Source organism: Clostridium sp. K04 (assembly GCF_019734375.1).
In the GTDB taxonomy this organism is placed as follows: Bacteria; Bacillota; Clostridia; order Clostridiales; family Clostridiaceae; genus Clostridium; species Clostridium saudiense.
In genome coordinates this window covers 11,834-36,185 of the sequence record NZ_JAASHD010000025.1, presented here as the reverse complement: position 1 = coordinate 36,185, position 24,352 = coordinate 11,834, and the positions used below count along the sequence as shown (strand labels likewise).

Sequence of the window (24,352 nt, the reverse complement as noted above, 5' to 3'; positions counted from 1 at the left end):
ATAATGTGTATAAAAAAAACTACATTCATTCAATTTTTAGGCTTAAATACCCAAAGCTTTTTTAATACTTATATGAATACTAATATTTATCTTAAGCAAACTATATATATAAACTATTTTAAGGAGATGTTTAAGATGAAGAAAAAATTTAAAGCTCTATCATTAGTATTATTATCTCTACTTATCTTTGGTTTAGTTGGATGCGGTAGCAATAATAATACCACTAATAATGCTAACAATACTACTAATAATACCGACAAAAAAAATCCTCCTACTAATCAGGAGTATTATGATTATCTAACAGAAAGATATAATCATTACTTTAACGATAATACACTTGATACTACCTATGATATTTATGTAGATGATTTTACATATGATAATACATATGATGAATTTATAACTGCATACAACGATTCTTACGACCAATTAAAAAATAATTTAGAGGCTTTTAAGAATGACTTAAAAAATAACGTTGTAAAAGGAAATGACGAAGTTGATAAGTACAATGAAGAAGTAATAACAGCTGCTGATAAAGCTATTATTGCTGTTGATGATTATACTGGAACTTTTGTTGAAAAGACAAAAGATTATGCTACTTTATCTAAAGACGAAGTAGTAAAAGGTTTGAGATCCTTAACCTTAGATGCTCATAATGCTAGATTAGATTTAAAAAATATGATTGATAATGCTAAGGATAAATTAGGAATTAAATAAGATATAAAAAATGAACTCCTTTTCTAACGAAAGTTGGAGTTCATTTTTTTATATTATCAAACTACCTACTCTAAACCCCAAATATAGTTTGTCCGTTATCCCTTTCATATACCCCTTCCGCTCCAGCAATAAGATAAAGAAGAGATATTATAGATACTATATTAGATCTAATAATATTTATATTAGGCTCAAGTGAATAATCAATTTCTCCTCTTTCCTTTTCTTCATATAATATATTGTATCTAACAATTGCTATTCTAGTAAATATTAATTGCGTTGCAAAAAACATATATACAGCTTGTAAAGCTGTTTCATCAGCCTGTATTGAGTCAATATGTTCATTATTATATTTGCTATATATTAATTCAATTCCTTGTACAGTAGATGTGTATAATATTATATAAGCGTATATTGTTATATATATCATTAATATTTGTAAGTTTAATAACCCTAATGTTCTAATATCCGCCTCACTCATTTCATAAGAAACATCTCCGCCTTCATTATACTCACTATATTGATTATTATTTCTTTTCTTCTTACATCTATGTTTCTTCTTAGCCATTTAAATTTTCCTTCATTATGCTCATACTTTTATAATATTTATTATATTGTTGTTTGCTCCATAATTAACTATTTCACTAAAATATTATAACTTCTGAATAAATTATATTTTTCCTGCTTACTCTAATAAATAGTAAAAACTATAATTATGAGGTATAAACTAATGAAAAAAAATTTAAAAATTATATTTACTTTCTTATTAACTATTATAATTTTATTGACATCAGTTTCTTTTCCAATTGAAGCTTCAAGTGATGTTAATATTATTCAAGATTCTGCTAATACTAATTCGCTACCAGGTCACTTTCGTAAAACAACTAATATTTCTAACTCTTCAGCTCTAACATCTTTAAATATAGAAGGATTAGAAAAACTTAATATATCCGGAAGTGGCCAGTTTACTCCTACTAATTTGCCTTTATTAATAGAAAATATAAATACAAATCTTCCTATTGTAGATATTGATCTAAGACAAGAATCTCATGGGCTTATAAACGATGATATGGCTATTAGCTTTGCCAATGCAAATAATAGTGCAAATGCTGGTCTTACTTTAGATGAAGTTATTGGAAAAGAAAATAGTGATTTATCTTCTATCAACTTAAATAAACCTTTAACCTTATACAATAATAAAAAAAATAATTACACCCAATTTAGTTCAAAGTGAATCTACTTTAGCATACTCAAATAATATATCTTATATTAGAATTCCTGTAACAGATGGTAATTTGCCTAATGAAGATATGGTTAATTACTTTATTGACATTATTAAAAGCCATTCTGAAGATACATGCTTTCACTTTCACTGTAAAGCTGGAGTAGGTAGAACTACCACTTTTATGATAATGTATGACATTATTAAAAATGGTAATAATGTTAGTTTAAATGATATCATCGGACGTCAAGTATTGCTTTCTGGAATTTCTCAACGAGATGCTGTAGATTTTTATGTTGGTAATAGATATGACTTCTTAAGTAATTTTTATGATAAATATAAAGGTTGTAACTCTACATTTGCTAATTATAATTCAACTAATAGCACAAATCTTTCTAATAAAAACATAAGTTTATTAAATTGTAGCTATAATGATCGTATAGAAGTTAATGACTCCTATATTAAAGGTCCTATCCCCCCTAAATTGCTTTATGTTATATCTGACAATAATATGACAAAAGCCGAGCAAACCATGATTGCAACTCTTCAGGGGCTTATAGCTTCAAAAAGTGATAAGCAAATATATATATTAAGTTCAAGCGAACCTGATTATCAAATATGGCTTGATGATTTAAATAAAAACTACAATGCAAAATATAAAATAATAAATGACCCTTGGAAACTTATAGATAAGTTTAAATGCTATATAAACGGCTATGTACTATATAGCAATGTAAAGGAATCATCAATAAACAATGCCTGCACCTTAGCATCATTAAATGACTCAATAGCAATTGATGAATCTATCGAAACCATATTAAACAATCATGGCATAACAAACCTAATTGAAGACTGCAGAGAAACTGATAAATATTGGGCATTTAATAATCTATGGAACTCTGGCTTAAATCATTCTACTGTAATAGAATTACCTAGTGATAAATATATGTCATTAAGAGACTATGCCATTCTTTCAAAGTCATTAGTTTTCTACGAAGATGATATACACGATAGCACATTAAGAGAATTAATTTTTAATTCTATGGATGACGGTGGTAGAATCTTAGGCTGGGCACCTGATGAACACACAAATGTTTCAATTGCATCTAGCTTTGGTATTGACACTATTGCTGCAGATTGGTCTTATAATCTTTCAGTTTTAAGTTCGTATCCTTCAACAACAAAGCTTCAAAATATTAATAATCAAGTTACTGAAGAAGATGGAGTTCATTACATTACTTTTATTATGTCTGATGGAGATAATCAACAATGGCTATTAGGAAGTAATTTCAATATGAAGAATTGGTTTGGCTCTCCTCACAGAGGTAAATTTAATTTAGGTTGGTCTTTAAATCCATCTTTGTACTATTTAGCTCCTACAGTTTTTAATAAATATTATGAAGCTGCAAATTCCACTAAATATACTGATAATTATGTAGTTGCAGCTTCTGGTAATGGATACATGTATCCTAGTAAATATCCATCTGACAAACTACTTAGCTATACCAAAAGACTCAATGAATATATGGCAAATGTTGATGCACATAATGTATTGATTCTTGATGATGAAGCTTTTTATAGAAAAGATTTATGGGATAAATATACCTGTAACTCAAATATAGATGGCTTACTTTATCTAAATTATGATATAAACAATGCCTATAATGGAAAAATAATTTGGTCTAATGATAAACCAATTATTTCATGCCGCGATTTACTTTGGGGAGGAATAGAGGATGAAAATCAATTACTTTCTAATATCAATGATAGAATTGATTGTGGTTATACTAATATTAAAGATCCTAACTCTTATACCTTTGTTTATGTTCATGTTTGGAGTAATACAATGGATAATGTTAATGATGTCATAACTAAGTTAAATAAAAACCCTAAAGTTAGAATTGTTACTCCTGATACCTTTGTTAAACTAATACAAAATAATGTTTCACATAATGCATAATCAATGTTATACTAATACTCTTTTTACTTATCATTAATTAGATAAGATAGAATTAATATTTATATAAAACCTTATTTTATAAATATCATTTATAATTAAAAAGTTTAATTTTCTAACATTAAAATAATTCTTTTACTTCAAAAAGAAACTATAACAAAATTCAACTCTTGTTATAGTTTCTAATACCTAGGATAAATCTTACTAATTGCAACTTAAATAAATCACTACTCTATATGGAGGATATAAATTATAATTTAACAAAAATTGCTGAACGAAAGTAATCTTCTATTTAAATTATTGATTTATTATTTATAGTACAATATATGTAAAATACTATCTTATGTTACATATGTTTTAATTTATTTATTAATTTTTTAAATAAAACAGCTTTATTAAATTTTCTTAATAAAGCTGTTTCAAATAAATTATTTTATTTTGCTAATTGAATAGCTCTTGCTGCTGCTTGTGGAGGAGTACTCTTAGTCATTGCTTCACTTAATACAAAAAATACAGTATCACCTTTTTGTATTTTAAACTCCTTAGGATTAACTTTCTTAATATCTGGTTCTTCCCCTTCCTTAGGGCATTCATTTGGTATTATTAATGTTTCATCACTAACAATAGCTATAAGCTCCTGATTTTGAACTACTAATCCCTTTAAATATCCCTTAACCTTTACATTAATTGTATTATTATCCTCATTTCTTTGAACTTCTTCTACAGTTCCCATAAATATAGCATTTGGTTCTGGTTTTCTTCTGTCTGCAAAAACATTACTACTAAATACTAATAAAAATAATAGTGCCAATGCAATTATTCTTTTGTTTTTCATAATAATCTCCTTTTTATAATAAAAATTTTATATACGATTATTATTCTTCTAACCAAAATAAATATTCATAAAACTAAACTATGCTTTTACATATTTTACTTAATTTATTTTAAAGTCAAATACCCTTCATAAACTTTTTGTAACTTAACCCTTATATTTCCTTATAATCAATTGAATATAACCTTTACATGAGTTATTATTATATTATGGTATTTTTATGGGAGGAATTTTTATGGGTAATTTGTTTAATTTAGATAGTGGCTTTTCAAAATTTATGAATAGAGTAAGTGATTTGTTTTTACTTAATATTTTATGGGTAATTTGTAGTATTCCAATAATTACAATTGGTGCATCTACTACTGCTTTATACTCTGTTAATTTAAATCTACTATCTGAAAATGAAGGTCATATAACTAAAGCTTTTTTTAAGGCTTTTAAAGAAAATTTCAAAAAATCTACTGCTATTTGGTTAATTGTTTTGTTAACATCTACTATATTAGGAGTTAATTTAATTTTCTGGTTAAAATGTGGACTGTCTATTGCTTATATAGCTCTACCATTTATATTTTTTACTCTATTTATTTTTTTATTAGTAACTCCTTATATTTTTCCAGTACTATCTCAAACTAACTCATCAATATTAAGTATAATTAAGTATTGCTTTTTTATATCAATAAAAGCTTTACCTTATAGCTTACTTATTACTTTATTTGGATTATCAGTTTTATTTGCTACTTTTTATTTTCCTATTGTCTTTTTATTTATGCTCCTTTTAGGAGTTGCTATTCATAGCTATATGGTTTCTCGTATTTTTTTAATTGTATACAATAAAAATAATAACCATTTTAGTAAAATATTATCATAAGTACTCTTTTTACCTATGATAATGCAAAAAATAAATGGATTATCTCCAGTAATTTATATAATTTTCATTAGGAATTTATATTATTACTTACAGTAATCCATTTATTTTTTATTTATTTTTTATTTATTTCCAAGTTAATTGTCTTGCATCTAGCTTTAATTTAAAAAATTAATATTTTCGCTAATTTTTTTAATCTAACCTCATATATAACTTATTTACTTTTCTTTCTTAATCTAAGTCCACCAACTACTGCACTCGTTCCTCCTAATATTAATGCAAGTGCTATACCTACATCACCTGTTTGAGGTAATTTTGATGGCTTCTTTCCTGAGTCATTTCCATCATCATCCTTTGATGGATCTTGATTGTCCTCATCTTGATTGTTATCTTCATCCTGATTGTTATCATCTTCATCAGTTGGTCCTTCAGGATTTTCTGGTTCTTCTTCAACTTTCGTTTCTTCATTATAAAGAGCCTCAACTTGCTTATCAGTTAATGCAACATTATAGATAGAAACATTATCGAACTTTGCATTAGCTATATCCCTATCAGACCATATATTACCACTACCAATTCTAACATCAGTCATCAATGCTAAGAAGTTATCATTGAAACATGCTGAAATATCCTTATCTTGTCTTGCAACCTCGTTTCCATCAACATAAACTACTATTCCATCAGACTTTACTGTATAAGTAACATACTCCCATTTGTTTCCTTCCAATGATTTAGAAACTTCTGTGGCATCTGAATATGCTCCATTAGCATTTATTCTACCATAAAGATTAGCACTGATTCTTGTAATTGGGTAATCTGGCGTACCATCTTCTTTAGTCATGCTTGCTTCAAATAATGCACTGTGTTCAAAATAATTTGGATCATTTTTATCTATATTAACCCACATACTTACTGTATATCCTTCTTTAGTAATTCCATCAAATGTGTCTGTAGGTAAAGCTAAATAATTATTTTTTACTGCTCCATCTTCATTTTTTATTTCTAATACATTTCCTCTATCTGTATCTTCAACAACTGATGTAGTACCAACTAAAATTGCATTACCACTCTTACTTCCTGAATTAGCAATTGCTTCTTCCTCTATAGTTTCAAAGTCATATTTATATATTGGTTCTGCTCCAACTTCTTGTAATACACCTTTAACTGTTATATTAAACTCTTTAACTATTGATTCACTTTCCTTAGTTATTGTAGCCGTTAAAGTAACAGTTACATCTTCTCCTGTACGATTTACTTTACCATCATTAGAAATGCTCTCTTCATTATTTGATGCCCAAGTAATTGTTGTATCATATGCTCCTACTAAAGGTAATTCTATATTTGTTTTAGTTACAGTTGGTATTTTATTTTCTAAGTCCTTACTTGCATAATCGACAGCCTCACTAGCATCTAAATCAAGTTTACTTCCCCAGACAGATTCATTATTGCTTCCAACAGCAGTAAATGTCATCACTTTATTATCTTCTAATGATTCATCTTGTTGTTTAAAGAATACACCGCTATAAGTAACATCATTAGTAGTAATTGTCATATAGTAAGAACCTTCTTCCATTGTCCAAGTACCATCTATATCTCCACTTACTGTGTTATCTTCATTTAAGCTCACATTTAAAGTGTCAGCTACTTTTCCAGTTGTTGCTGTTCCATGATTTATAAATTGATAATTTCCAACAACTTGATCCTTTGAATATCCAGTTTCTGAAATCTTATCTCCACTATTTTCATAAGGTGCTACAAGAAGCCATCCTTCCTTATTAACAAACATTTGATGAACTCTTACTTCATGATATTCTGTACCATCATCAAATCTTTGGTGATGAATTAAATATCTTTCTCCATCATCATCAATAAGAACTGAATTATGTCCAGCAGCTTTTAAAGCTTTATCTTGGCAAGCAAATTTATAATTAGATATTAATTTAATTCCATTAGCTGTATTAGTAACATTTCCTGATAATGCTGCATTGTTTCCCTTTGCATCTAAATATGGTCCTGTTGGACTTTCTGATCTAAACAATCTCATATTATAACCACCATCAGAAGTTAAACTTCCATAAGTTATTGTCATGTAATAATATCCTGTTTCTGAATCATATACTACATCTGCCCCTTCCCCTGATTGAGTATATCCAACAGCTATTCTCTTACCAAAATATCTATCTGTAGGATTAATAGTATCAGTATCTGAGTCTTCTCCTGGATAAATAGGTTGTCCAGTAGTATTATCTATTTCTAATATATAAACTCCACCTGACCATGAACCATAAGTCATCCATAACTTTCCTTCTGTATCATAAAATAATTCTGGATCTATTGCATTTGGTGCATATGTTGTATTATATGATCCATCAGCTGCAAACCAAGAATCATTTACTCCACTTATAGTTCCATCTTCAATTAATTCATCAATATGTGTATTAGTATAAATTGTATTTTTATTACTATTTGAATCATAAGCATCATTTTTTGTAAATCCAGAATAAATTATGGTATCTACATATGTGTAAGGTCCCTCAATCTCTTGTGAAATAGCATATCCTATAGCAGATCTCTTATAAGTTGATGATGTACAATAATACATCATATAAGCACCCATACTTCCGTCATCGTTTACATAAGACTCATTCCAAAATACTGTTGGTGCCCAAACAGCATATCCTCCTTTACAATCAGAATCATCTTCACCAGCCCATTCAAATGATTCTTCTAAGTTATCTGATAAATCTCCAAAAATAACATTCCCAGGTGTTGTATACCCATTAGTAAAAGTAGTCCAATTTTGTAAATCCGTAGATTTAGCTGCTTCTATATGTGATCCAAACACATAATAAGTATCATCTTCTTTTACGATAGATGGGTCATGCACAGAAACACGACTCTTTTCTAATAGCTTTTCTTCCCCAGAAGTGACACTAGTAAATCCTAACGTTGAAATTAATATTCCAGCTAATATTATAGCCATTAACCTTTTAACTTTTCTTGATTTCATTTAAATTTTCTCCCCTCATACCCTCATTTTTTTATCTTTTAAATTATTTTTTAATATCGCCCTTTCTTAATAAACATAATTATAGGCATACATCAACCAACATATTTTCATATAGGAATATCTAACTTTAAATTATCATTTAGCTTAATTTTAAAAATTATATATTTAACAATAAATTTTTCTTTGCTTAAACCTTAAATAATATTGATTTACTATATTCCTATAATCTTATGTTAATTTGATATATGCCTTTTTATAGGTACTATACCTTATATTAAATTATTGAATTATCTAGATTCATGAAATTTTATCCCATTTTCTCTCTATATTAGGACAATAATTTTTCTTTACAGCTGCCCTCATTTCTACATAACAGCCACAAAGCTTACACATTCCATTAATGAGATTATCACAATCCATACAAATACCTAATCGTTCCTTATAATCTTTTTCTTCTGTTTTAATAAAACTATCTATATTACTGATGTAATCTTGCATATGCTTATATTCAGCCTGTCCCATTACTTCATTCATTAAGCACTTTTTACAAAATCTATTTTCCATAATAATTACTCAACAACAAAACTAATAACACTACAAGCTGGAATCCTAAAGTTTAATCCATTTTCTGTAATAGTAAAATCCTTAAATTTTTCTGGTTTAACTACATCTGGATTATCAAATGTATTAAATGCATTCATTTCATTAGTTAAAACAGTTGCTTTTACAGTTTTGACAGGCCTACCTACGATTATACTTTCAACATCATATGCTTCATCAATTGATAGATTATTTATTGTTATATTAATTTTTCCTTCACCATCAACTGAAACTGATTCATGTAAATTTGGTACTTGATTTTCTTCATCTAACCCAATCATTTTAGTTTCTAAATAACTTTCAACTAAAGTTGCTTCTTGATGGTTTTTATACATATTAAATACATGATAAGTTGGAGTTAACACCATCTTTTCTCCTTCTGTTAATATAACTGCTTGAAGAACATTTACTACTTGTGCTAAATTTGCCATCTTAACTCTATCACTATGCTTATTGAATATATTTAAATTAATACCAGCAATAAGGGCATCTCTCATAGTATTTTGTTGATATAAGAATCCTGGATTAGTCCCTGGTTCAACGTCATACCAGCCTCCCCATTCATCTACTATTAAATCAACTCTCTTTTCAGGATCATATTTATTCATTATTTCTAAATGCCTATTAATTAATTCTTCCATTTTTAAAGTTTTATTCATACTGATATACCAAGTTTCTTTATCAAATCCTGTTGCTGCTCCTTTATTTAACCATCCACCTGGATGAGTGTAATAATGTAATGTTAATGCATCCATAAAGTTTGCAGCAACCTTCATTACTCCATCTGTCCAATTATAATCATCTACATTTGGACCACAAGCAATTTTATAAAGTTTATTATCTCCATAATTTCTGCAGTATGTTTGATATCTTCTATACATGTTTCCATAGAATTCTGGTGTCATATTTCCACCACAACCCCAATTTTCATTCCCTACACCAAAGTATTTAACTTTCCAAGGTTCTGCATGTCCATTTTGCTTTCTTAATTCTGCCATAGGTGAAATACCATCAAAAGTTAAGTATTCAACCCATTCAGACATTTCTTGAACTGTACCACTACCAACATTTCCATTTATATAAGGTTCACATTCAAGTTGTCTACACAACTCCATAAATTCATGTGTCCCAAAGCTATTGTCTTCTACAACACCACCCCAGTGTGTATTAACCATCTTTTTACGATTTTCCTTTGGACCAATCCCATCCATCCAATGATATTCGTCAGCAAAACATCCGCCTGGCCAACGTAATACTGGAATTTTAATTTCTTTTAATGCATCAACAACATCTTTTCTCATTCCATTTACATTTGGTATTGGAGAGTTTTCTCCTACATATATTCCTTCATAAATACACCTACCTAAATGTTCAGAAAAATGACCATATATTTCTTTACTTATTTTTGATTTTTTATTGTGTGGATTAATTATTAATTTGCTCATAATTCCCAGCTCCTTTTATTTAATATATTTATTATTGTATTTTTATATTTCTTCACTAATTATTTTTAAGCCAAATACTCTTCCTGCTATAGACCCTTCTTCACTTTCAAACTTTATCCTAATATATGATTTTCCATTTGTTACTTCTTCAGGAATGCCATAAATTTTATTAAATAGTACAAATGGTTTATTTTCATCTAATTTCTCTTGTGCTATCATCAAATCTTCAGCATAAATTTTAAATTTTCTACTATACATTTTTCCATCTTCAAATATTTCTCTATCACTACCCCAGTAGGTTAACAATAAATATACCTTTTTATTATTTTTCAACTGTACTTCATAACTAAAATATCCATTATCCCTGCACTCTCTCCAGCCTTGCCCACACTCTTTAGAATAGTCTGATTTTGAATTTAAAGCTTTAATTTTATGCTCTATTTCTGATTGCTGATTATTTGGATTTACTTGATCTATAGTAATTTTCTCTATTTTATCTTGATAATTATTAGTGTTATTTTCTATATTTTTATACTCTTTCTCACTCATTACACTCCAATAAATAGTATATCTTTCATGAGTGACTTTATAAAATGGAATTAGTTTAACCTTTACATTTTCAGGCTGCCCTATTGCTTTACTCTCAAAAATTAATTCTTTTTCATTAATTTTTGTTATGCAACTTGATATTTCATCAATATCACCAACTAACTTGGGTACGTTTATTCCTGGATGATGATTTAACTTTAAGTGATCCTCTAAAATATCTGTCTCTGGGAAATTTTCTTTTCCTAAAGCTCCTGCTAAAACTAAAGGCCCATACATAAATACAATTTCATTTTTATTTTCTTTTGAATTATATAAATGTATATTCATAGGTAAATTAATATTTACTATATCACCTTTATTCCATGTTCTAGATATTGTTATATAACTATCCTCATTTTTTATATATACCGTTTCATTATTAATAGTAACTTGTACATTTTCTGAAACCCAATAAGGTATTCTTATTCTTATGCTCATGAACTCATTATCAGCTTCTTCTATCACAAGCTTTATATTTTCCTCTTCTGGGAAATTCGTTATTTGTGATATCTTAATTTTTTTATCTTCTATATTAATTTTTGATGATATAAAAAGATTTACAAACAAACTATCATTATCCTTAAAATATATATTTCTTATATACCTTGCTGGATTTTCCATACCAGTTCCTGTGCAGCACCAAAATGAATTATCTGGTGTACAATACACTTTAAAATGCCCTGGTTTAGTTGAAACAAAATAAGTTTTCATTCCACTATCAGGATCTTGTGAAGCTAATATATGATTGTATAGTGACTTTTCATAATAATCCATATACTCTGCTTTATGATGCCATTCATATAAATGTTCTGTAAGCTTTAACATATTATATGTATTACAAGTTTCAGCAGTAGTAACATCTAACTTTTCTGTCCCACATTTACCAAAATGCTCATCTCTACTATTTCCACCGATTGCATATGATCTACCTTTAGTAACTATATTCCAAAAGAATTCACAAGCTCTTTTATATTCTTCTTTACCTGTTATTTCATAAAGTGTAGCTACACCAATAACCTTAGGAATTTGTGTATTAGCATGTTTTCCTTCTAACTCATCCTTTAAATCAATTAATGGATTAATTGTTTCTTTATGAATAAATCTAATTGATAAATTTAAATAATCCTGATTTTTTGTTATCTTATAGAGATTTGCCATGGCTTCACACATTCCACCATGTTCACAATAAAGCATTTTTTCAAATTGATCTTCATTTAAATTATCAGTCCCTTTTTTAGCCCAATCAGCTAATTTAGTAACAACTTTTAAAGCTTGTTCATTTCCAATAAGTTCATATGCATCAATAAGTCCTGCATATATTTTATGAATGCTGTACCATGGAACCCAACTATCCCCTAATTCAAATCTTGTAACGTTAAAATTTCCGCTAAAAACTTTATCAAAGCATTTTCTTGGAAAACCACTCACATATCCCTCTTCATCTAAATCTTGAAGATATGCCAATTCTGATACTATATAGTCTGCTTTTTCCTTTAGCCTTATATCATTATCTGCTATATACATAGCACATAATGCTGAAAGAAAATGCCCTAATGAATGTCCACTTATCTCTTTTTCTTCCCACCCGCCATATCGTGGTTTTTTAGGAATTTGATTTATTGCTTCATAACATGGGGCTAATAACCTATCTACATCTAAATGTAATAAATACTTTTTACCTATTTCTTGAGATTCTTTAAATATTCCACCTAACAAGATTACATTTTCCATAAAAACTTCCTCATGCTTTACTAATATAACCTTAAAGTATAACTAGAAAATCTAATTTTCCAGTTATACCCTATTAACTTTTCTTTAACCTTTTCTTTTATTTATTTAACATCCAATATAAGCTATTTAATTTTAATTCTTTTTCAAAATCCCTAATATTTGTGTCTTTTCCTATAACTACTGATTCAATTCCATACATATCTGCTAATGTTGTTAATTGCTCTGAATCTAATTCATAAGTAAAAGATGTATGATGAGCACCACCAGCTAAAATCCATGCTTTAGCTCCAACTTTCAATGATGGCTCTGGCCTCCATAATACTCTTGCCACTGGAAGTTCTGGTAAATCTTTTTCAACTTCTTTTGCTTCTACTTCATTAATTACTAAACGCATTCTTCCACCTAAGTCAATTAATGATGCACAAACTGCTTGTCCTGCTTGTCCGTTAAATATTAATCTAGCTGGAGCAGCCTTATCACCTATTCCTAAATGCTTAACTTCTATTAAAGGTTTATTAGCTGAAACTGTAGGACAAACTTCAAGCATATGAGCTCCTAAAATTAATTCATTTTCTGGATCAAAGTTATAAGTGTAATCTTCCATAAATGAAGTTCTAGTATTATTAGTCATAATTTTCATTAATCTAACTAATCCTGCTGTTTTCCAATCACCTTCTCCTCCAAATCCATATCCATCTTCCATAAGTCTTTGAACTGCAAGTCCTGGTAATTGTTCCATACCATGAAGCACTTGGAAGTTAGTTGTGAATGCTGTATAGCCCCCCTTTTCTAAGAATCTTCTTAATGCAATTTCTACTTTTGCTTGATATTTAATTGAATTTCTTACTGAACCTTCAGTCTTTCCTGCTTCACAAATTTCATATTTTTCTTCATATACCTTCATTAAGTTTTCAACTTCTTCATCAGTAACTTCGTTGATTACTTCAACTAAATCACCAATTCCAAATGCATCACAAGTCCAACCTAACTTTATTGCCACTTCAACCTTATCACCTTCAGTAACAGCAACATCTCTCATGTTATCATCAAATCTTGCAATCTTAATATTTCTACCTTCAACATATCCAGTAGCAACACTCATCCACTTATTAATCTCTTTATGTGTCTCTGGCTCTTGCCAATAACCAACAACAACCTTCCTGTTATTACCCATTCTTGTGTTTATAAATCCAAATTCCCTATCTCCATGAGCTGATTGATTTAAATTCATAAAATCCATATCCATTGTATCCCATGGAATATCTCTATTAAATTGAGTATGAAAATGTAATTGTGGCTTATTTAAAATTGATAAACCTCTTATCCACATTTTAGCTGGTGAAAATGTGTGCATCCAAGTAATAATACCAGCACAACTTTCATCATTATTTGCTGCTAAACATATATCATATATCTCCTTAGCATTTCTTACTGTTGGCTTATGGATTATTTCATATTTAATTCCTTCAACATCATTTAATCCATTTACCATTTCCTTTGAATCTAAAGCAACTTGTTTTAATGTATCTTCACCATATAAGTCTTGACTTCCAGTTACAAACCAAAAACTATATTTTCTTGTATTAATCATATTTAATTCTCCCCTTTTACCATATTATTTTCACTATTTTTGAACCTTACTATAATCACTTATAAATCTTTCTATACCTGCACTTGTTAATGGATGCTTAGCCATATCTTCAATTTGGGCATATGGAATAGTTGCAATATCAACTCCTGATAATATGCATTGAAGTATGTGCTCCTTAGTTCTTATGCTGGCAGCAATTATTTCTGTTTCAAATCCATAGTTTTCTTTTGCTAATATTAAATCATTTATCAAATCCATACCATCTAATCCAATATCATCTAACCTTCCGACGAATGGGCTAATATATGTTGCTCCAGCTTTTGCTGCTAAAACACCTTGATGAACGCTAAATACTAAAGTAACATTAGTTTTTATTCCTTCTTGAGATAATACTCTTACTGCACTTAATCCTTCTAATGTCATAGGAATTTTAACAACTATATTTTTGCTTATTTTAACTAATTCTCTTGCTTCTCTAATCATTCCCTCAGTGTCTAAACTCATAACCTCTGCACTTATTGGTCCATCTACTATTTCACAAATTTGTGGAATTACTTCTGCCATTGTTTTATTTTCTTTAGAAACTAATGATGGATTTGTTGTAACTCCATCAATTAACCCCATATCATTAGCCTTTTTAATTTGTTCAATATTAGCTGTATCAATAAATATTTTCATAATAATATACCCCTCTCATAACCATTTATTTTTAACTTTACGGTTTTATTTACATTAATTTTATTAAGTTTTTAACCATATCCTATTAACTCAAAGTATTATTATTTATTTTTTCAAATATTCTACTGCTTCTTGCTCAATAGTTAATCCTTTTTTATAATTTTCTAAGAATTTTTCATATCCAATAACCATATTTTCATTTGGTTCTATTGTTATAGCTTCTGCTTCTCCAAAAATAGTATTATTTAAAAATTCTTCTAAAGAATTATTTTCTTGTTTTTTATCAAGATATAATGCTAACAATGCAATTCCCCATGCACCACCTTCTCCTGCTGTTTCCATTACAACTACCGGTACATTTATTGCTGCAGATAAAATACTTTGTGCTACTCCCTTTGTCTTAAAAATTCCTCCATGCCCAAGTATCTTATCAATCTTTACATTTTCTTCTTTTGTTAAGATGTCCATACCAAGCTTCATAGCTCCAAAGCATGTATATAGTTGAACTCTCATAAAATTAGCTAGGCTAAACTTTGCATTTGCGGGATGTAAAAACATCGGACACCCCTCAGTTAATCCAACCCCGTGCTCACCTGAATAAAAACAATAAGACATTAAATCTCCACAATCATCATCACCATCTAAAGCTTTTTCAAATAATGTTTTATACAATTCACTTGCTTTAACATTAACTCCAAATGCTTCTAAGCATTGATTAAAGATTCCCATCCATGCATTGATATCAGATGTACAATTATTTGAATGTGCCATTGCGACTAAGGCCCCAGTTGGAGTTGTAACCATATCTAACTCTTTATGAACTTTAGATAGTTCATTTTCAAGAACAACCATTGCAAATGCTGAAGTTCCTGCTGATACATTTCCTGTCTTTTTTGCTACACTATTGGTAGCTACCATTCCAGTTCCTGCATCTCCTTCTGGTGGACAAAGCTTTGCACCATATTGTAATTCTCCTGATGGATCTAAAAGTAATGCACCTTCTTGAGTTAATACACCAGCATCTTCTCCTGCAACTAAAACCTTTGGAAGTATATTTCCTAACTTCCATCTATATTCATTACTTGCTATCAATACATCAAACTTCGAAATCATATCTTGATTAAAACTTTTCTTATCTAAGTCAATTGGAAACATTCCAGATGCTTCACCTATTCCCATTACCTTTTTATCTGTAAGTTTCCAATGAACATATCCTGCTAGAGTTGTAAGGAAATCAATACTCTTTACATGCTCCTCATTATTTAAAATTGCTTGATACAAATGTGCTATACTCCATCTTTGAGGAATGTTATATTGGAATAAGTCTGTTAATTTATCAGCTGCTTGTCCCGTAATATTATTTCTCCATGTACGAAATTCAACCAATTGCTTCCCTTCTTTATTAAAAGGAAGATATCCATGCATCATTGCACTTATACCCATTGAAGCTAATCTTTTTATAGTAATATCATATTTTTCTTTGACTTTATCTGATAAATCCTTATAACACTTTTGTATCCCTGTCCATACTTCTTCTAAAGAGTATGTCCAAATCCCATTAACTAAGCTATTTTCCCAATCAAATCCACCAGTTTCAATAACAGTTCCCATTTGATCTACTAAAACTGCTTTTATTCTAGTTGATCCTAGCTCAATTCCTAGAACGGCTTTTCCAGATTCTATCGTCTTTTTTACTTCTTCTAACCTACTCATGTCCTCTCATCCTCCCATCTTCTTATGAAATAAAAAATATTTAATCTTTTATATTAATTCTTTTACCTTATTTACCACAGTTTCTTTATTAAATCCAAATAAATTCATTACCTCATTACCATTACCTGATGCCCCAAATGTATCTATACATAATACATCATCAACATATTTACTCCATCCAAAAGATGAAGCCATCTCTATACCTAACTTCTTAATTCCAGTCTTTAATACACTATTCTTATATACTTCATCTTGCATATCAAATAATCTAAAACAAGGCATTGATACAACATCAACAAATATTCCTTGGTTTTCTAATTCTTTTTGAGCTTTTATTCCTAAATCTACTTCTGATCCTGTTGCTACTATTTGAGCTACTGGATTTTGTGATGCTTCTGAAATTATATATGCACCTTTTCTAACATTATCAACACAGTTAAATTCAGCATTGACATTTATATTTTGTCTTGTTAATACTAATACTGATGGTGTTTCTTTATCTTCTAAAGCTACTTGCCATGCTGCATTTGTTTCATGTGCATCTGCCGGTCTTATTACATTTACATTTGGTATAGCTCTAAGCCCAGCTAATTGTTCAATTGGTTCATGGGTTGGTCCATCTTCTCCAACTGCAATTGAATCATGTGTTAATACATAAATTAATGGTTGTTTTTCAATTGCTGACATTCTTATAGCTGGTTTTAAGTAATCACTAAATACAAAGAATGTTGAAACAAATGATCTTAACCCACCATGAAGCATTATTCCATTTCCAGCTGAAGACATTCCAAATTCTCTTACACCAAACCAAATATTCTTACCTTCTGGAGATTCTTTTCTAAAATCACCTTGTTCTTTTAAGTAAGTCATATTTGAATGTGCTAAATCTGCTGATCCTCCAAATAAACCATCATAAGCCTTTGCAATCGCATTCATTGTAAATCCTGAAGCATTACGAGTGGATATTGATTCATTTTTCTCATATTTAGGTAATACTTCTTCAAAATTAATATTTAACTCGCCATTAATTGCAGCTATCAAACTATCATAAAATTCTGGATATTTTTCTCTATACTTATTAACTAACTCATTCCATTGAGCTTCTTTTTTCTTTCCCCTTGCAATAACACCATTAACAAAGTTTTCTTTTACTTCTGTTGGAACAGTAAATGGCTCGTAATTCCAATTTAACTTTGTCTTAGTTTCTAAATATTCATTAGCTCCTAAAGGTGCTCCATGAACTCCATTAGTTCCACCCTTATTAGGTGCTCCATATCCAATTGTTGTCTTTATCTCAATTAATGTTGGCTTATCTGTTGCCTTTTTAGCTTCTTCTATTGCAGCTGAAATTGCTTCTACATTTGTATCACCATCTCCAACCTTAATAGTATGCCAATTCATAGCCTTTACTCTATCGATAACATTATCTGAAAATGAAGTTGAAAGCTTACCATCTAAACAAATATCATTTGAATCATATAGAACTATTAATTTTCCTAATCCTAAATGTCCTGCTAAAGATATAGCTTCATTTGCTACACCTTCCATTAAGTCCCCATCACCAACTATTGCATAAGTATAATGATCAATTATATTTAATTCGTCCTTATTATATTTAGCCGCTAAATGTTTTTCTGCCATTGCCATTCCAACAGCTTGTGCAATTCCTTGACCTAAAGGACCACTTGTAGCTTCTACGCCATGAGTATGTCCAACTTCCGGATGCCCTGGAGTTCTTGAATTTAGCTGTCTAAATTCTTTTAAATCCTCTATAGTTACATCAAATCCACATAAATGTAACATTGAATATAAAAGTGCTGAACCATGTCCTGCTGATAATATAAATCTATCTCTATTAAACCATTTGCTATTCTCTGGATTAATGTTTATATGTTTATTAAATAACGTATATGCCATTGGTGCTGCACCCATACAAATCCCTGGATGTCCTGAGTTAGCTTTCTCTATTTGATCTACTGATAACATTCTTATTGTGTTTATGCTTTGCATCTCTATTTCTCTCATTATTCCCCTCCAAAATTTGATTTACCTTTAAACCACTTAATATCTTTTATCCATAATTACATTAAATTGTACTTACTTATTTTGTTATAGGTTCTTTAACCTTCACTTTAGACTGTCCGTAATAAGCATTTGCTCCATGTTTTCTGAAATAATGCTTGTCTTGTAGTTCAGACGGTATTGAAGTAATATCTTTATTTAAATTTTCTGTTCTTATTGCCATTTTAGCTACTTCTTCTAAAACTACTGCATTTAATACCGCTTTGCTTGCTGTTTCTCCCCAAGCAAAAGGGCCATGGCTAGCAATGATAATTCCTGGAACGCTTAATTCATCTATATTTCTTTCAGTTAATGTTTCAATTATTACTGAACCTGTATTTTTTTCATATTCATCTTTAATTTCTTCTTTAGTTAATGATCTTGTACATGGAACTGGGCCATAGAATGTATCTGCATGAGTTGTTCCATATGAAGGAATATCTCTTTTAGCTTGTGCCCAAGATGTTGCAAATGATGAGTGAGTATGTACTACTCCTCCGATATTAGGGTATTTTTTATATAATTCTATATGAGTTGGTGTGTCTGATGATGGTCTTAAGTCACCCTCTACTACATTTCCATCTAAATCAACTACTACCATATCACTAGCTTTCATTTCGTCATAACTTACTCCACTTGGTTTAATTACCAAAAGTCCACTTTCTCTATCAATGCCACTAACATTTCCCCATGTAAGTACAACCAAGTCATGTTTTACTAAATCTAAATTTGCCTTAAAAACCTCTTCTTTTAAATTCTCTAACATCTCAATTCCCCTCCGAATATTTATATATACAGTCTAGTTTAATCCAAATATTAAATTAGACTCAGCCTTAAGAAGTTGTATCCCACTCAAATTGTACGTTATTTAAACATTAAACTCTGTTTATTTCCCCATATGTTCCGTACAATTTAATGGTAGCAAATTTTTATTTGTTTGTAAATGTTTTACTGGAAAAATATTTAAATTTTTCTTTTGTTTAATTATTTTAAAATCTAAAAATGGCATTTATAAATAACATATTTGTCATTTATAAACGCCATTTCTTAACATGTTTTAAATTCTTTTTACACTATTTTTAACTACTATTTCAGGTTCAAATATATATGAAACCTTTTCCTGTTCACCATTGATTAAACGTAATAACATTTCAGCTGCTTTTTTACCTAACTCTTCTTTTGGATGAGAAATTGTTGTAATTCCACAATCCAAAACAGCTGATACTGTTGCATCATTATCATATCCTACAATTGATAAATCTTCTGGTATTTTCAATCCTAACTCTTCTGCTACCTTTACTACCTTCATAGCAACTTTATCATTGTAACAGAATATAGCTGTTGGTCTATCATTTCTGCATAATAAGCTTCTAGTAAAGCCATCTATATAAAAATCTTCTTCAAATGTCTTAAACTTACCAACTATTGTAGAGTCTATTTCAATATTATTTTCCTCTAAAGCTCGTAAATATCCTTTTTTACGTTCTATACCTTGTACATCATCTTCCTTAAATAGCCCAGCAATTCTTTTATGTCCCAAATCAATTAAATATTTACAAATAGTATATCCACCTTTTTCATCATCAATTGCTACATAAGATTGTTTATCTTTATCATATGCTGCATTAATCATTAAATATGGTATATTATTATTAGATATTTCTTTATAATAATCTTCATTCGTATTACCTAACGCACTAGCTGTAGGCTCAATTATTGCTCCAACAACATCATATTCTAATAATTTTTTTAACTGTTCTCTTTCTTTTTGTTTTTCATTATTCGTACTTAATAATAGTATGTCATAGCCATTTTTGCTTAATACTTCTTCTATTCCTTTTATTAAGAATGGAAATATATATTCTGATACATATGTTGTTATTACTATTATCATTTTACTCTTTGTCTTTTTACTTTTTTCTAATTTATCTACATATGCACCTTTGCTTCTTTCTCTATAAATGTACCCTTGTTTTTCAAGCTCTAATATAGATTGTCTTACTGTATGTCTACTTACTGAAAATAATTCTCCTATTTCTTGTTCTGTAGGAAGTTTTTCTCCATATACCATTTCTCCATTAAGTATTTTATCTCTATAATATTCAAATATTTCTATATACTTTATTGTTTTCTCCACTTTCCACTGCCCCCTCATATTGTACTTACAATCGCTCTTTCTTAATTTAATTTTAACCTAATTTTATACTTTTTACCATACGAATTTTATGAAAATATTATAAATAGTATATAAAAGATAAAAAACATATATTTAAATGCAACAAATAAATGCCCTTAAGTTTATTCATTATATAAAATAAACTTAAAGGCACTACTCATTTTTACAATTATTTTTCTAGTTCCAAATAATTATATAATGCTCCAATTAAATTAGCATCATTAACTAAATATAGTATTTTGTTATTTTATTAAACCATACTAAGCTTGTATCTCTTATATATTTCCTTTTGTTCTTCTAGTACTAATAAGTCTAATCTTTGACTTATGCTTATTGTCTCCAAGCTACCAATTCCATTTGCCTCTATGGACTCATTTAATAATACTTTAAAAGTATACATTAAAATTTTAATTATATTCATTGTTTTCCTCCACTGGTAACATTTCAACATCAATTATTTTGAGTTATCATATGATTATTATATTATTTCTAATTTAAATAGTTAAATATACCGTTAGTCTTATTTCGTCATTATAAATATATTTAACGTATTATTTTATTTACTTTTTGTAAAATAATTGTTTTATGACTAAATCCACACTATTACATCACTTTTAAAATAAGCAATAAAATTAATATATTTAGATTATTTATATTTTTATTTAATATAACTTTCCATATGTATTGCGTACATTTTATAAAAAAAATGAACTACTATCATCACATGTGTAATAGTAGTTCATTTTTATTTTAGTGTGGTAAAAAATTCATTTTAACATTAATGAAGATGTCTTAATTCTTAAACAATTTTCTTATATAATTCAATAATTTGTTCCTTAGTAAATTCTACTGGATTTCCTGGAGCACAAATATCTTTCATTGCATTTTCAGCTAAAAGATCAAAGTCTACATCATTAACTCCAAGTTCACCTAAAGTAGCTGGGATTCCAACTTTCTTAGCTAATTCCTTCATTGAATCTACAACAAAGGCTGCACATTCTTGAGCTGATTTACCTTCAACATCATATCCAAGTACATTTGCAATTGAAACAAACTTTTCTGGTACATACTTTGCATTTTCCTCTTCAACATATGGAAGTAACATTGCATTGCAAACACCATGTGGCAGATTATAAATTCCACCTAATTGATGGGCCATAGCATGTACATTTCCTAAACCAGCATTACTAAATGCAATTCCACCTAGGAATACTGCATATACCATTTGTTCTCTAGCTTCAATGTCATGTCCATTTTCAACAGCTCTTGGTAAATAATCAAATATTATTTTAACTGCTGCTAATGCTGTTGCATCAGATACTGGATAAGCTCCTGGTGTAACTATTGTTTCGATAGCATGAGTTAAAGCATCCATTCCTGTTGCTGCTGTAAGTGATGCTGGTTTTTCAACCATAAGCTCTGGGTCATTAACAGTTACTGTAGCTAATGAATTTTTATCTACCATAACCATTTTTACATGTCTTTCTTCATCAGTTACAACATAGTTTATAGTAACTTCACTTGAAGTACCTGCTGTAGTATTTACAGCTACTATTGGTAATGACTTATTTTTAGAAAGATTAACTCCTTCATATTCTTTAATATGTCCACCATTAGTTGCTAAGATTCCTATAGCCTTAGCTGTATCTTGTGGTGATCCTCCACCAATTGATACTAAGAAATCACAATCAGTTCCTTTTAATCTTTCTAATCCATCATGAACATTTTTACAAGTTGGATTTGGAACTACTTCTGAGTATACTTCATAAGCTATTCCTGCTCCCTCTAAAACATTTAATACTTTATTTGCTACTCCATTACTCATTAGGAAATTATCAGTAATAACAAAAGCTTTCTTAAATCCTAAATCATTAACTGTTGCTCCTAAATCATTTAAACATCCAGCTCCCATTAAATTAATAGATGGTACATAATATATTGCCATAATATCCTCTCCTTACTCTAATTTTTTCTATATAACTTATAAATTTTTCGTATATTCTTTATTAATATATAAATTAAAGAGTAAAACCTGAATTTCTATTTTTAATACCACATTAGTTTCAGAAATACTTAAGAAAAATACAATTTACCTCAACTTTTCGCTTTACCCTTTAATCCTTAACTTAATTAATTACTTTAAATATTCTTCTGAAATAGTAACATTAAAATCTCTTGCTAAATCTCTAAAATTATCTGAGCTTATAGTTTGTCTCTTTCCGCCCATTGATAGAACTTTTACAAGTATTTCAGCAGACTTCTCAACTGTATCCATAAGTCCAAATGTCAAATCTAAATCCTCACCTGAACAGAACACTCCATGATGTGCCCAAATAACTACGTCATGCTTCTTCATTAATTCACTTGTTGCTTCAGCAATTTCAGCTCCACCTGGAACCATCCAAGGAACTATTCCTACTCCTGATGGGAATACTACTGGACATTCGGTTGCCATTTCCCATAATTCTCTTGTAAATACAGCTCCATCAAGAGGTAATACAAATGTTAAAGCAATTAAATTTGTCGCATGTGAATGCATTATCACTCTATGCTTCCCATTAGTTGCTTCGAATTTAACAGAGTGACTCATTAAATGAGATGGTAATTCGCTAGTCGGTTTAGCACCATTAACTAATCCCCAAACAACTTTATAGTTTTCACCTTTTTCATCAATTTTAACTATTCCTACATTAGCCTCTAAATCAACAGCTACATTTCTTATAAACTTTCCACTTCCAGTTACTAAGAAATATTCATTAGCTAAATTTTTAACTGTAACCCCTATTGGTGAATAATCTCTATTTTCATCAATAATATTCTTAATTGATTCTACATTTTCAGAAGTTAATCTATAAGAAATATTTCCACCATTTCTTTCATGCCATCCTTTAAGCCAAGCATCATTAGTCATTTTCATAAAGTTTTGTACAAATTTCATATCTTGCATACTCATTTTCATTACCTCTTATTCAATAAATTTTGTATATTAGATATCAAAACTCTATTATGGTATTATTTTGATATCTAATATAAATTCTTCTTTTATTATTACTTATAATTAATTTCTCTTTGATAACACTTCTTCTTCATATCTTTTAACATCTTCTATCCAAGATTCACCTACTGGTACATTATTCTTTTCACAGTAGTAATTCCATATATCTCCCAT

Annotated in this window: 18 protein-coding genes and 1 pseudogene; 3 read left to right on the top strand and 16 right to left on the bottom strand. The window is 29.1% G+C overall.

What is annotated here, in order from left to right; translation table 11 throughout:
- Positions 1 to 135: 135 nt before the first annotated feature.
- On the top strand, positions 136 to 717 hold the full coding sequence (locus HCG70_RS11390; protein ID WP_042399361.1) for a hypothetical protein: 582 nt from the start codon (positions 136 to 138) through the stop codon (positions 715 to 717).
- Between the two features lie 70 nt (positions 718 to 787).
- On the opposite strand, the gene HCG70_RS11385 is transcribed toward HCG70_RS11390, so the two are convergent.
- Positions 788 to 1,282 carry a hypothetical protein gene (locus tag HCG70_RS11385; RefSeq protein ID WP_042399358.1) on the bottom strand — a complete coding sequence of 165 codons (495 nt, stop codon included), beginning with the start codon at positions 1,280 to 1,282 and terminating at the stop codon, positions 788 to 790.
- Between the two features lie 162 nt (positions 1,283 to 1,444).
- Between HCG70_RS11385 and HCG70_RS11380 the strand changes: the two are divergent.
- Positions 1,445 to 3,896 (top strand): annotated as a pseudogene (locus HCG70_RS11380) (GxGYxYP domain-containing protein).
- Between the two features lie 430 nt (positions 3,897 to 4,326).
- Here HCG70_RS11380 and HCG70_RS11375 read toward each other — a convergent pair.
- Positions 4,327 to 4,728: a hypothetical protein gene (locus HCG70_RS11375; protein ID WP_042399354.1), complete on the bottom strand. Its 402-nt coding sequence runs from the start codon at positions 4,726 to 4,728 to the stop codon at positions 4,327 to 4,329.
- 232 nt (positions 4,729 to 4,960) lie between these two features.
- On the opposite strand from HCG70_RS11375, the gene HCG70_RS11370 reads away from it, so the two are divergent.
- Entirely contained in the window at positions 4,961 to 5,593 is a 633-nt protein-coding gene (locus HCG70_RS11370; RefSeq protein ID WP_042399351.1) for a YesL family protein, read from the top strand.
- A 211-nt stretch (positions 5,594 to 5,804) separates the two neighbouring features.
- On the opposite strand, the gene HCG70_RS11365 is transcribed toward HCG70_RS11370, so the two are convergent.
- The 14 genes from HCG70_RS11365 to HCG70_RS17805 form a co-directional block, all read right to left on the bottom strand.
- Positions 5,805 to 8,600 carry a lipocalin-like domain-containing protein gene (locus tag HCG70_RS11365; protein WP_221697789.1) on the bottom strand — a complete coding sequence of 932 codons (2,796 nt, stop codon included), beginning with the start codon at positions 8,598 to 8,600 and terminating at the stop codon, positions 5,805 to 5,807.
- A gap of 297 nt (positions 8,601 to 8,897) precedes the next feature.
- A complete protein-coding gene (locus HCG70_RS11360) occupies positions 8,898 to 9,164 on the bottom strand; it encodes a DUF6171 family protein (protein WP_042399349.1) in 267 nt (88 codons plus the stop codon).
- 5 nt (positions 9,165 to 9,169) lie between these two features.
- A complete protein-coding gene (locus HCG70_RS11355; protein ID WP_042399347.1) occupies positions 9,170 to 10,645 on the bottom strand; it encodes an alpha-N-arabinofuranosidase in 1,476 nt (491 codons plus the stop codon).
- Between the two features lie 42 nt (positions 10,646 to 10,687).
- Positions 10,688 to 12,964, bottom strand: coding sequence for a glycoside hydrolase family 127 protein (locus tag HCG70_RS11350; protein WP_042399345.1), 2,277 nt, complete (start codon positions 12,962 to 12,964; stop codon positions 10,688 to 10,690).
- Between the two features lie 97 nt (positions 12,965 to 13,061).
- Positions 13,062 to 14,555, bottom strand: a complete 1,494-nt coding sequence (araA, locus tag HCG70_RS11345; RefSeq protein ID WP_042399343.1) for an L-arabinose isomerase — start codon at positions 14,553 to 14,555, stop codon at positions 13,062 to 13,064.
- A 33-nt stretch (positions 14,556 to 14,588) separates the two neighbouring features.
- Positions 14,589 to 15,233 carry a fructose-6-phosphate aldolase gene (fsa, locus tag HCG70_RS11340; protein ID WP_055275071.1) on the bottom strand — a complete coding sequence of 215 codons (645 nt, stop codon included), beginning with the start codon at positions 15,231 to 15,233 and terminating at the stop codon, positions 14,589 to 14,591.
- 105 nt (positions 15,234 to 15,338) lie between these two features.
- The gene (locus HCG70_RS11335) at positions 15,339 to 16,946 is read right to left on the bottom strand and encodes a xylulokinase (protein WP_042399340.1); all 1,608 of its coding nucleotides are present in this window, start codon (positions 16,944 to 16,946) and stop codon (positions 15,339 to 15,341) included.
- A gap of 48 nt (positions 16,947 to 16,994) precedes the next feature.
- Complete coding sequence (gene tkt / locus HCG70_RS11330) at positions 16,995 to 18,971, bottom strand: transketolase (protein ID WP_260457817.1); 1,977 nt, start codon at positions 18,969 to 18,971, stop codon at positions 16,995 to 16,997.
- A gap of 76 nt (positions 18,972 to 19,047) precedes the next feature.
- Positions 19,048 to 19,773 (bottom strand): L-ribulose-5-phosphate 4-epimerase, encoded by a 726-nt coding sequence (locus tag HCG70_RS11325; protein WP_221697788.1) that lies wholly within the window; start codon positions 19,771 to 19,773, stop codon positions 19,048 to 19,050.
- Positions 19,774 to 20,064: 291 nt separating this feature from the next.
- Entirely contained in the window at positions 20,065 to 21,144 is a 1,080-nt protein-coding gene (locus tag HCG70_RS11320; protein WP_221697787.1) for a GntR family transcriptional regulator, read from the bottom strand.
- 289 nt (positions 21,145 to 21,433) lie between these two features.
- Positions 21,434 to 21,604, bottom strand: a complete 171-nt coding sequence (locus tag HCG70_RS11315; RefSeq protein ID WP_172676136.1) for a Spo0E family sporulation regulatory protein-aspartic acid phosphatase — start codon at positions 21,602 to 21,604, stop codon at positions 21,434 to 21,436.
- 378 nt (positions 21,605 to 21,982) lie between these two features.
- Positions 21,983 to 23,128, bottom strand: coding sequence for an iron-containing alcohol dehydrogenase (locus tag HCG70_RS11310; protein ID WP_221697786.1), 1,146 nt, complete (start codon positions 23,126 to 23,128; stop codon positions 21,983 to 21,985).
- Between the two features lie 189 nt (positions 23,129 to 23,317).
- Entirely contained in the window at positions 23,318 to 24,136 is an 819-nt protein-coding gene (gene rhaD, locus HCG70_RS11305) for a rhamnulose-1-phosphate aldolase (RefSeq protein ID WP_042399324.1), read from the bottom strand.
- A 105-nt stretch (positions 24,137 to 24,241) separates the two neighbouring features.
- Positions 24,242 to 24,352, bottom strand: a 111-nt coding sequence (locus HCG70_RS17805) for an L-rhamnose isomerase (protein ID WP_221697795.1), incomplete at its 5' end; no start/stop codon positions are given.

Bases quoted from the DNA above. Each gene is read 5' to 3' on its own strand.
- HCG70_RS11370 (WP_042399351.1), top strand. From the start codon at position 4,961: ATGGGTAATTTGTTTAATTTAGATAGTGGCTTTTCAAAATTTATGAAT.
- HCG70_RS11310 (WP_221697786.1), bottom strand. From the start codon at position 23,128: ATGGCAATATATTATGTACCATCTATTAATTTAATGGGAGCTGGATGT.
- HCG70_RS11325 (WP_221697788.1), bottom strand. From the start codon at position 19,773: ATGTTAGAGAATTTAAAAGAAGAGGTTTTTAAGGCAAATTTAGATTTA.
- HCG70_RS11355 (WP_042399347.1), bottom strand. From the start codon at position 10,645: ATGAGCAAATTAATAATTAATCCACACAATAAAAAATCAAAAATAAGT.
- HCG70_RS11365 (WP_221697789.1), bottom strand. From the start codon at position 8,600: ATGAAATCAAGAAAAGTTAAAAGGTTAATGGCTATAATATTAGCTGGA.
- HCG70_RS11390 (WP_042399361.1), top strand. From the start codon at position 136: ATGAAGAAAAAATTTAAAGCTCTATCATTAGTATTATTATCTCTACTT.
- HCG70_RS11360 (WP_042399349.1), bottom strand. From the start codon at position 9,164: ATGGAAAATAGATTTTGTAAAAAGTGCTTAATGAATGAAGTAATGGGA.
- HCG70_RS11375 (WP_042399354.1), bottom strand. From the start codon at position 4,728: ATGAAAAACAAAAGAATAATTGCATTGGCACTATTATTTTTATTAGTA.
- HCG70_RS11385 (WP_042399358.1), bottom strand. From the start codon at position 1,282: ATGGCTAAGAAGAAACATAGATGTAAGAAGAAAAGAAATAATAATCAA.
- HCG70_RS11350 (WP_042399345.1), bottom strand. From the start codon at position 12,964: ATGGAAAATGTAATCTTGTTAGGTGGAATATTTAAAGAATCTCAAGAA.
- rhaD (WP_042399324.1), bottom strand. From the start codon at position 24,136: ATGAGTATGCAAGATATGAAATTTGTACAAAACTTTATGAAAATGACT.
- fsa (WP_055275071.1), bottom strand. From the start codon at position 15,233: ATGAAAATATTTATTGATACAGCTAATATTGAACAAATTAAAAAGGCT.
- HCG70_RS11315 (WP_172676136.1), bottom strand. From the start codon at position 21,604: ATGAATATAATTAAAATTTTAATGTATACTTTTAAAGTATTATTAAAT.
- tkt (WP_260457817.1), bottom strand. From the start codon at position 18,971: ATGAGAGAAATAGAGATGCAAAGCATAAACACAATAAGAATGTTATCA.
- araA (WP_042399343.1), bottom strand. From the start codon at position 14,555: ATGATTAATACAAGAAAATATAGTTTTTGGTTTGTAACTGGAAGTCAA.
- HCG70_RS11335 (WP_042399340.1), bottom strand. From the start codon at position 16,946: ATGAGTAGGTTAGAAGAAGTAAAAAAGACGATAGAATCTGGAAAAGCC.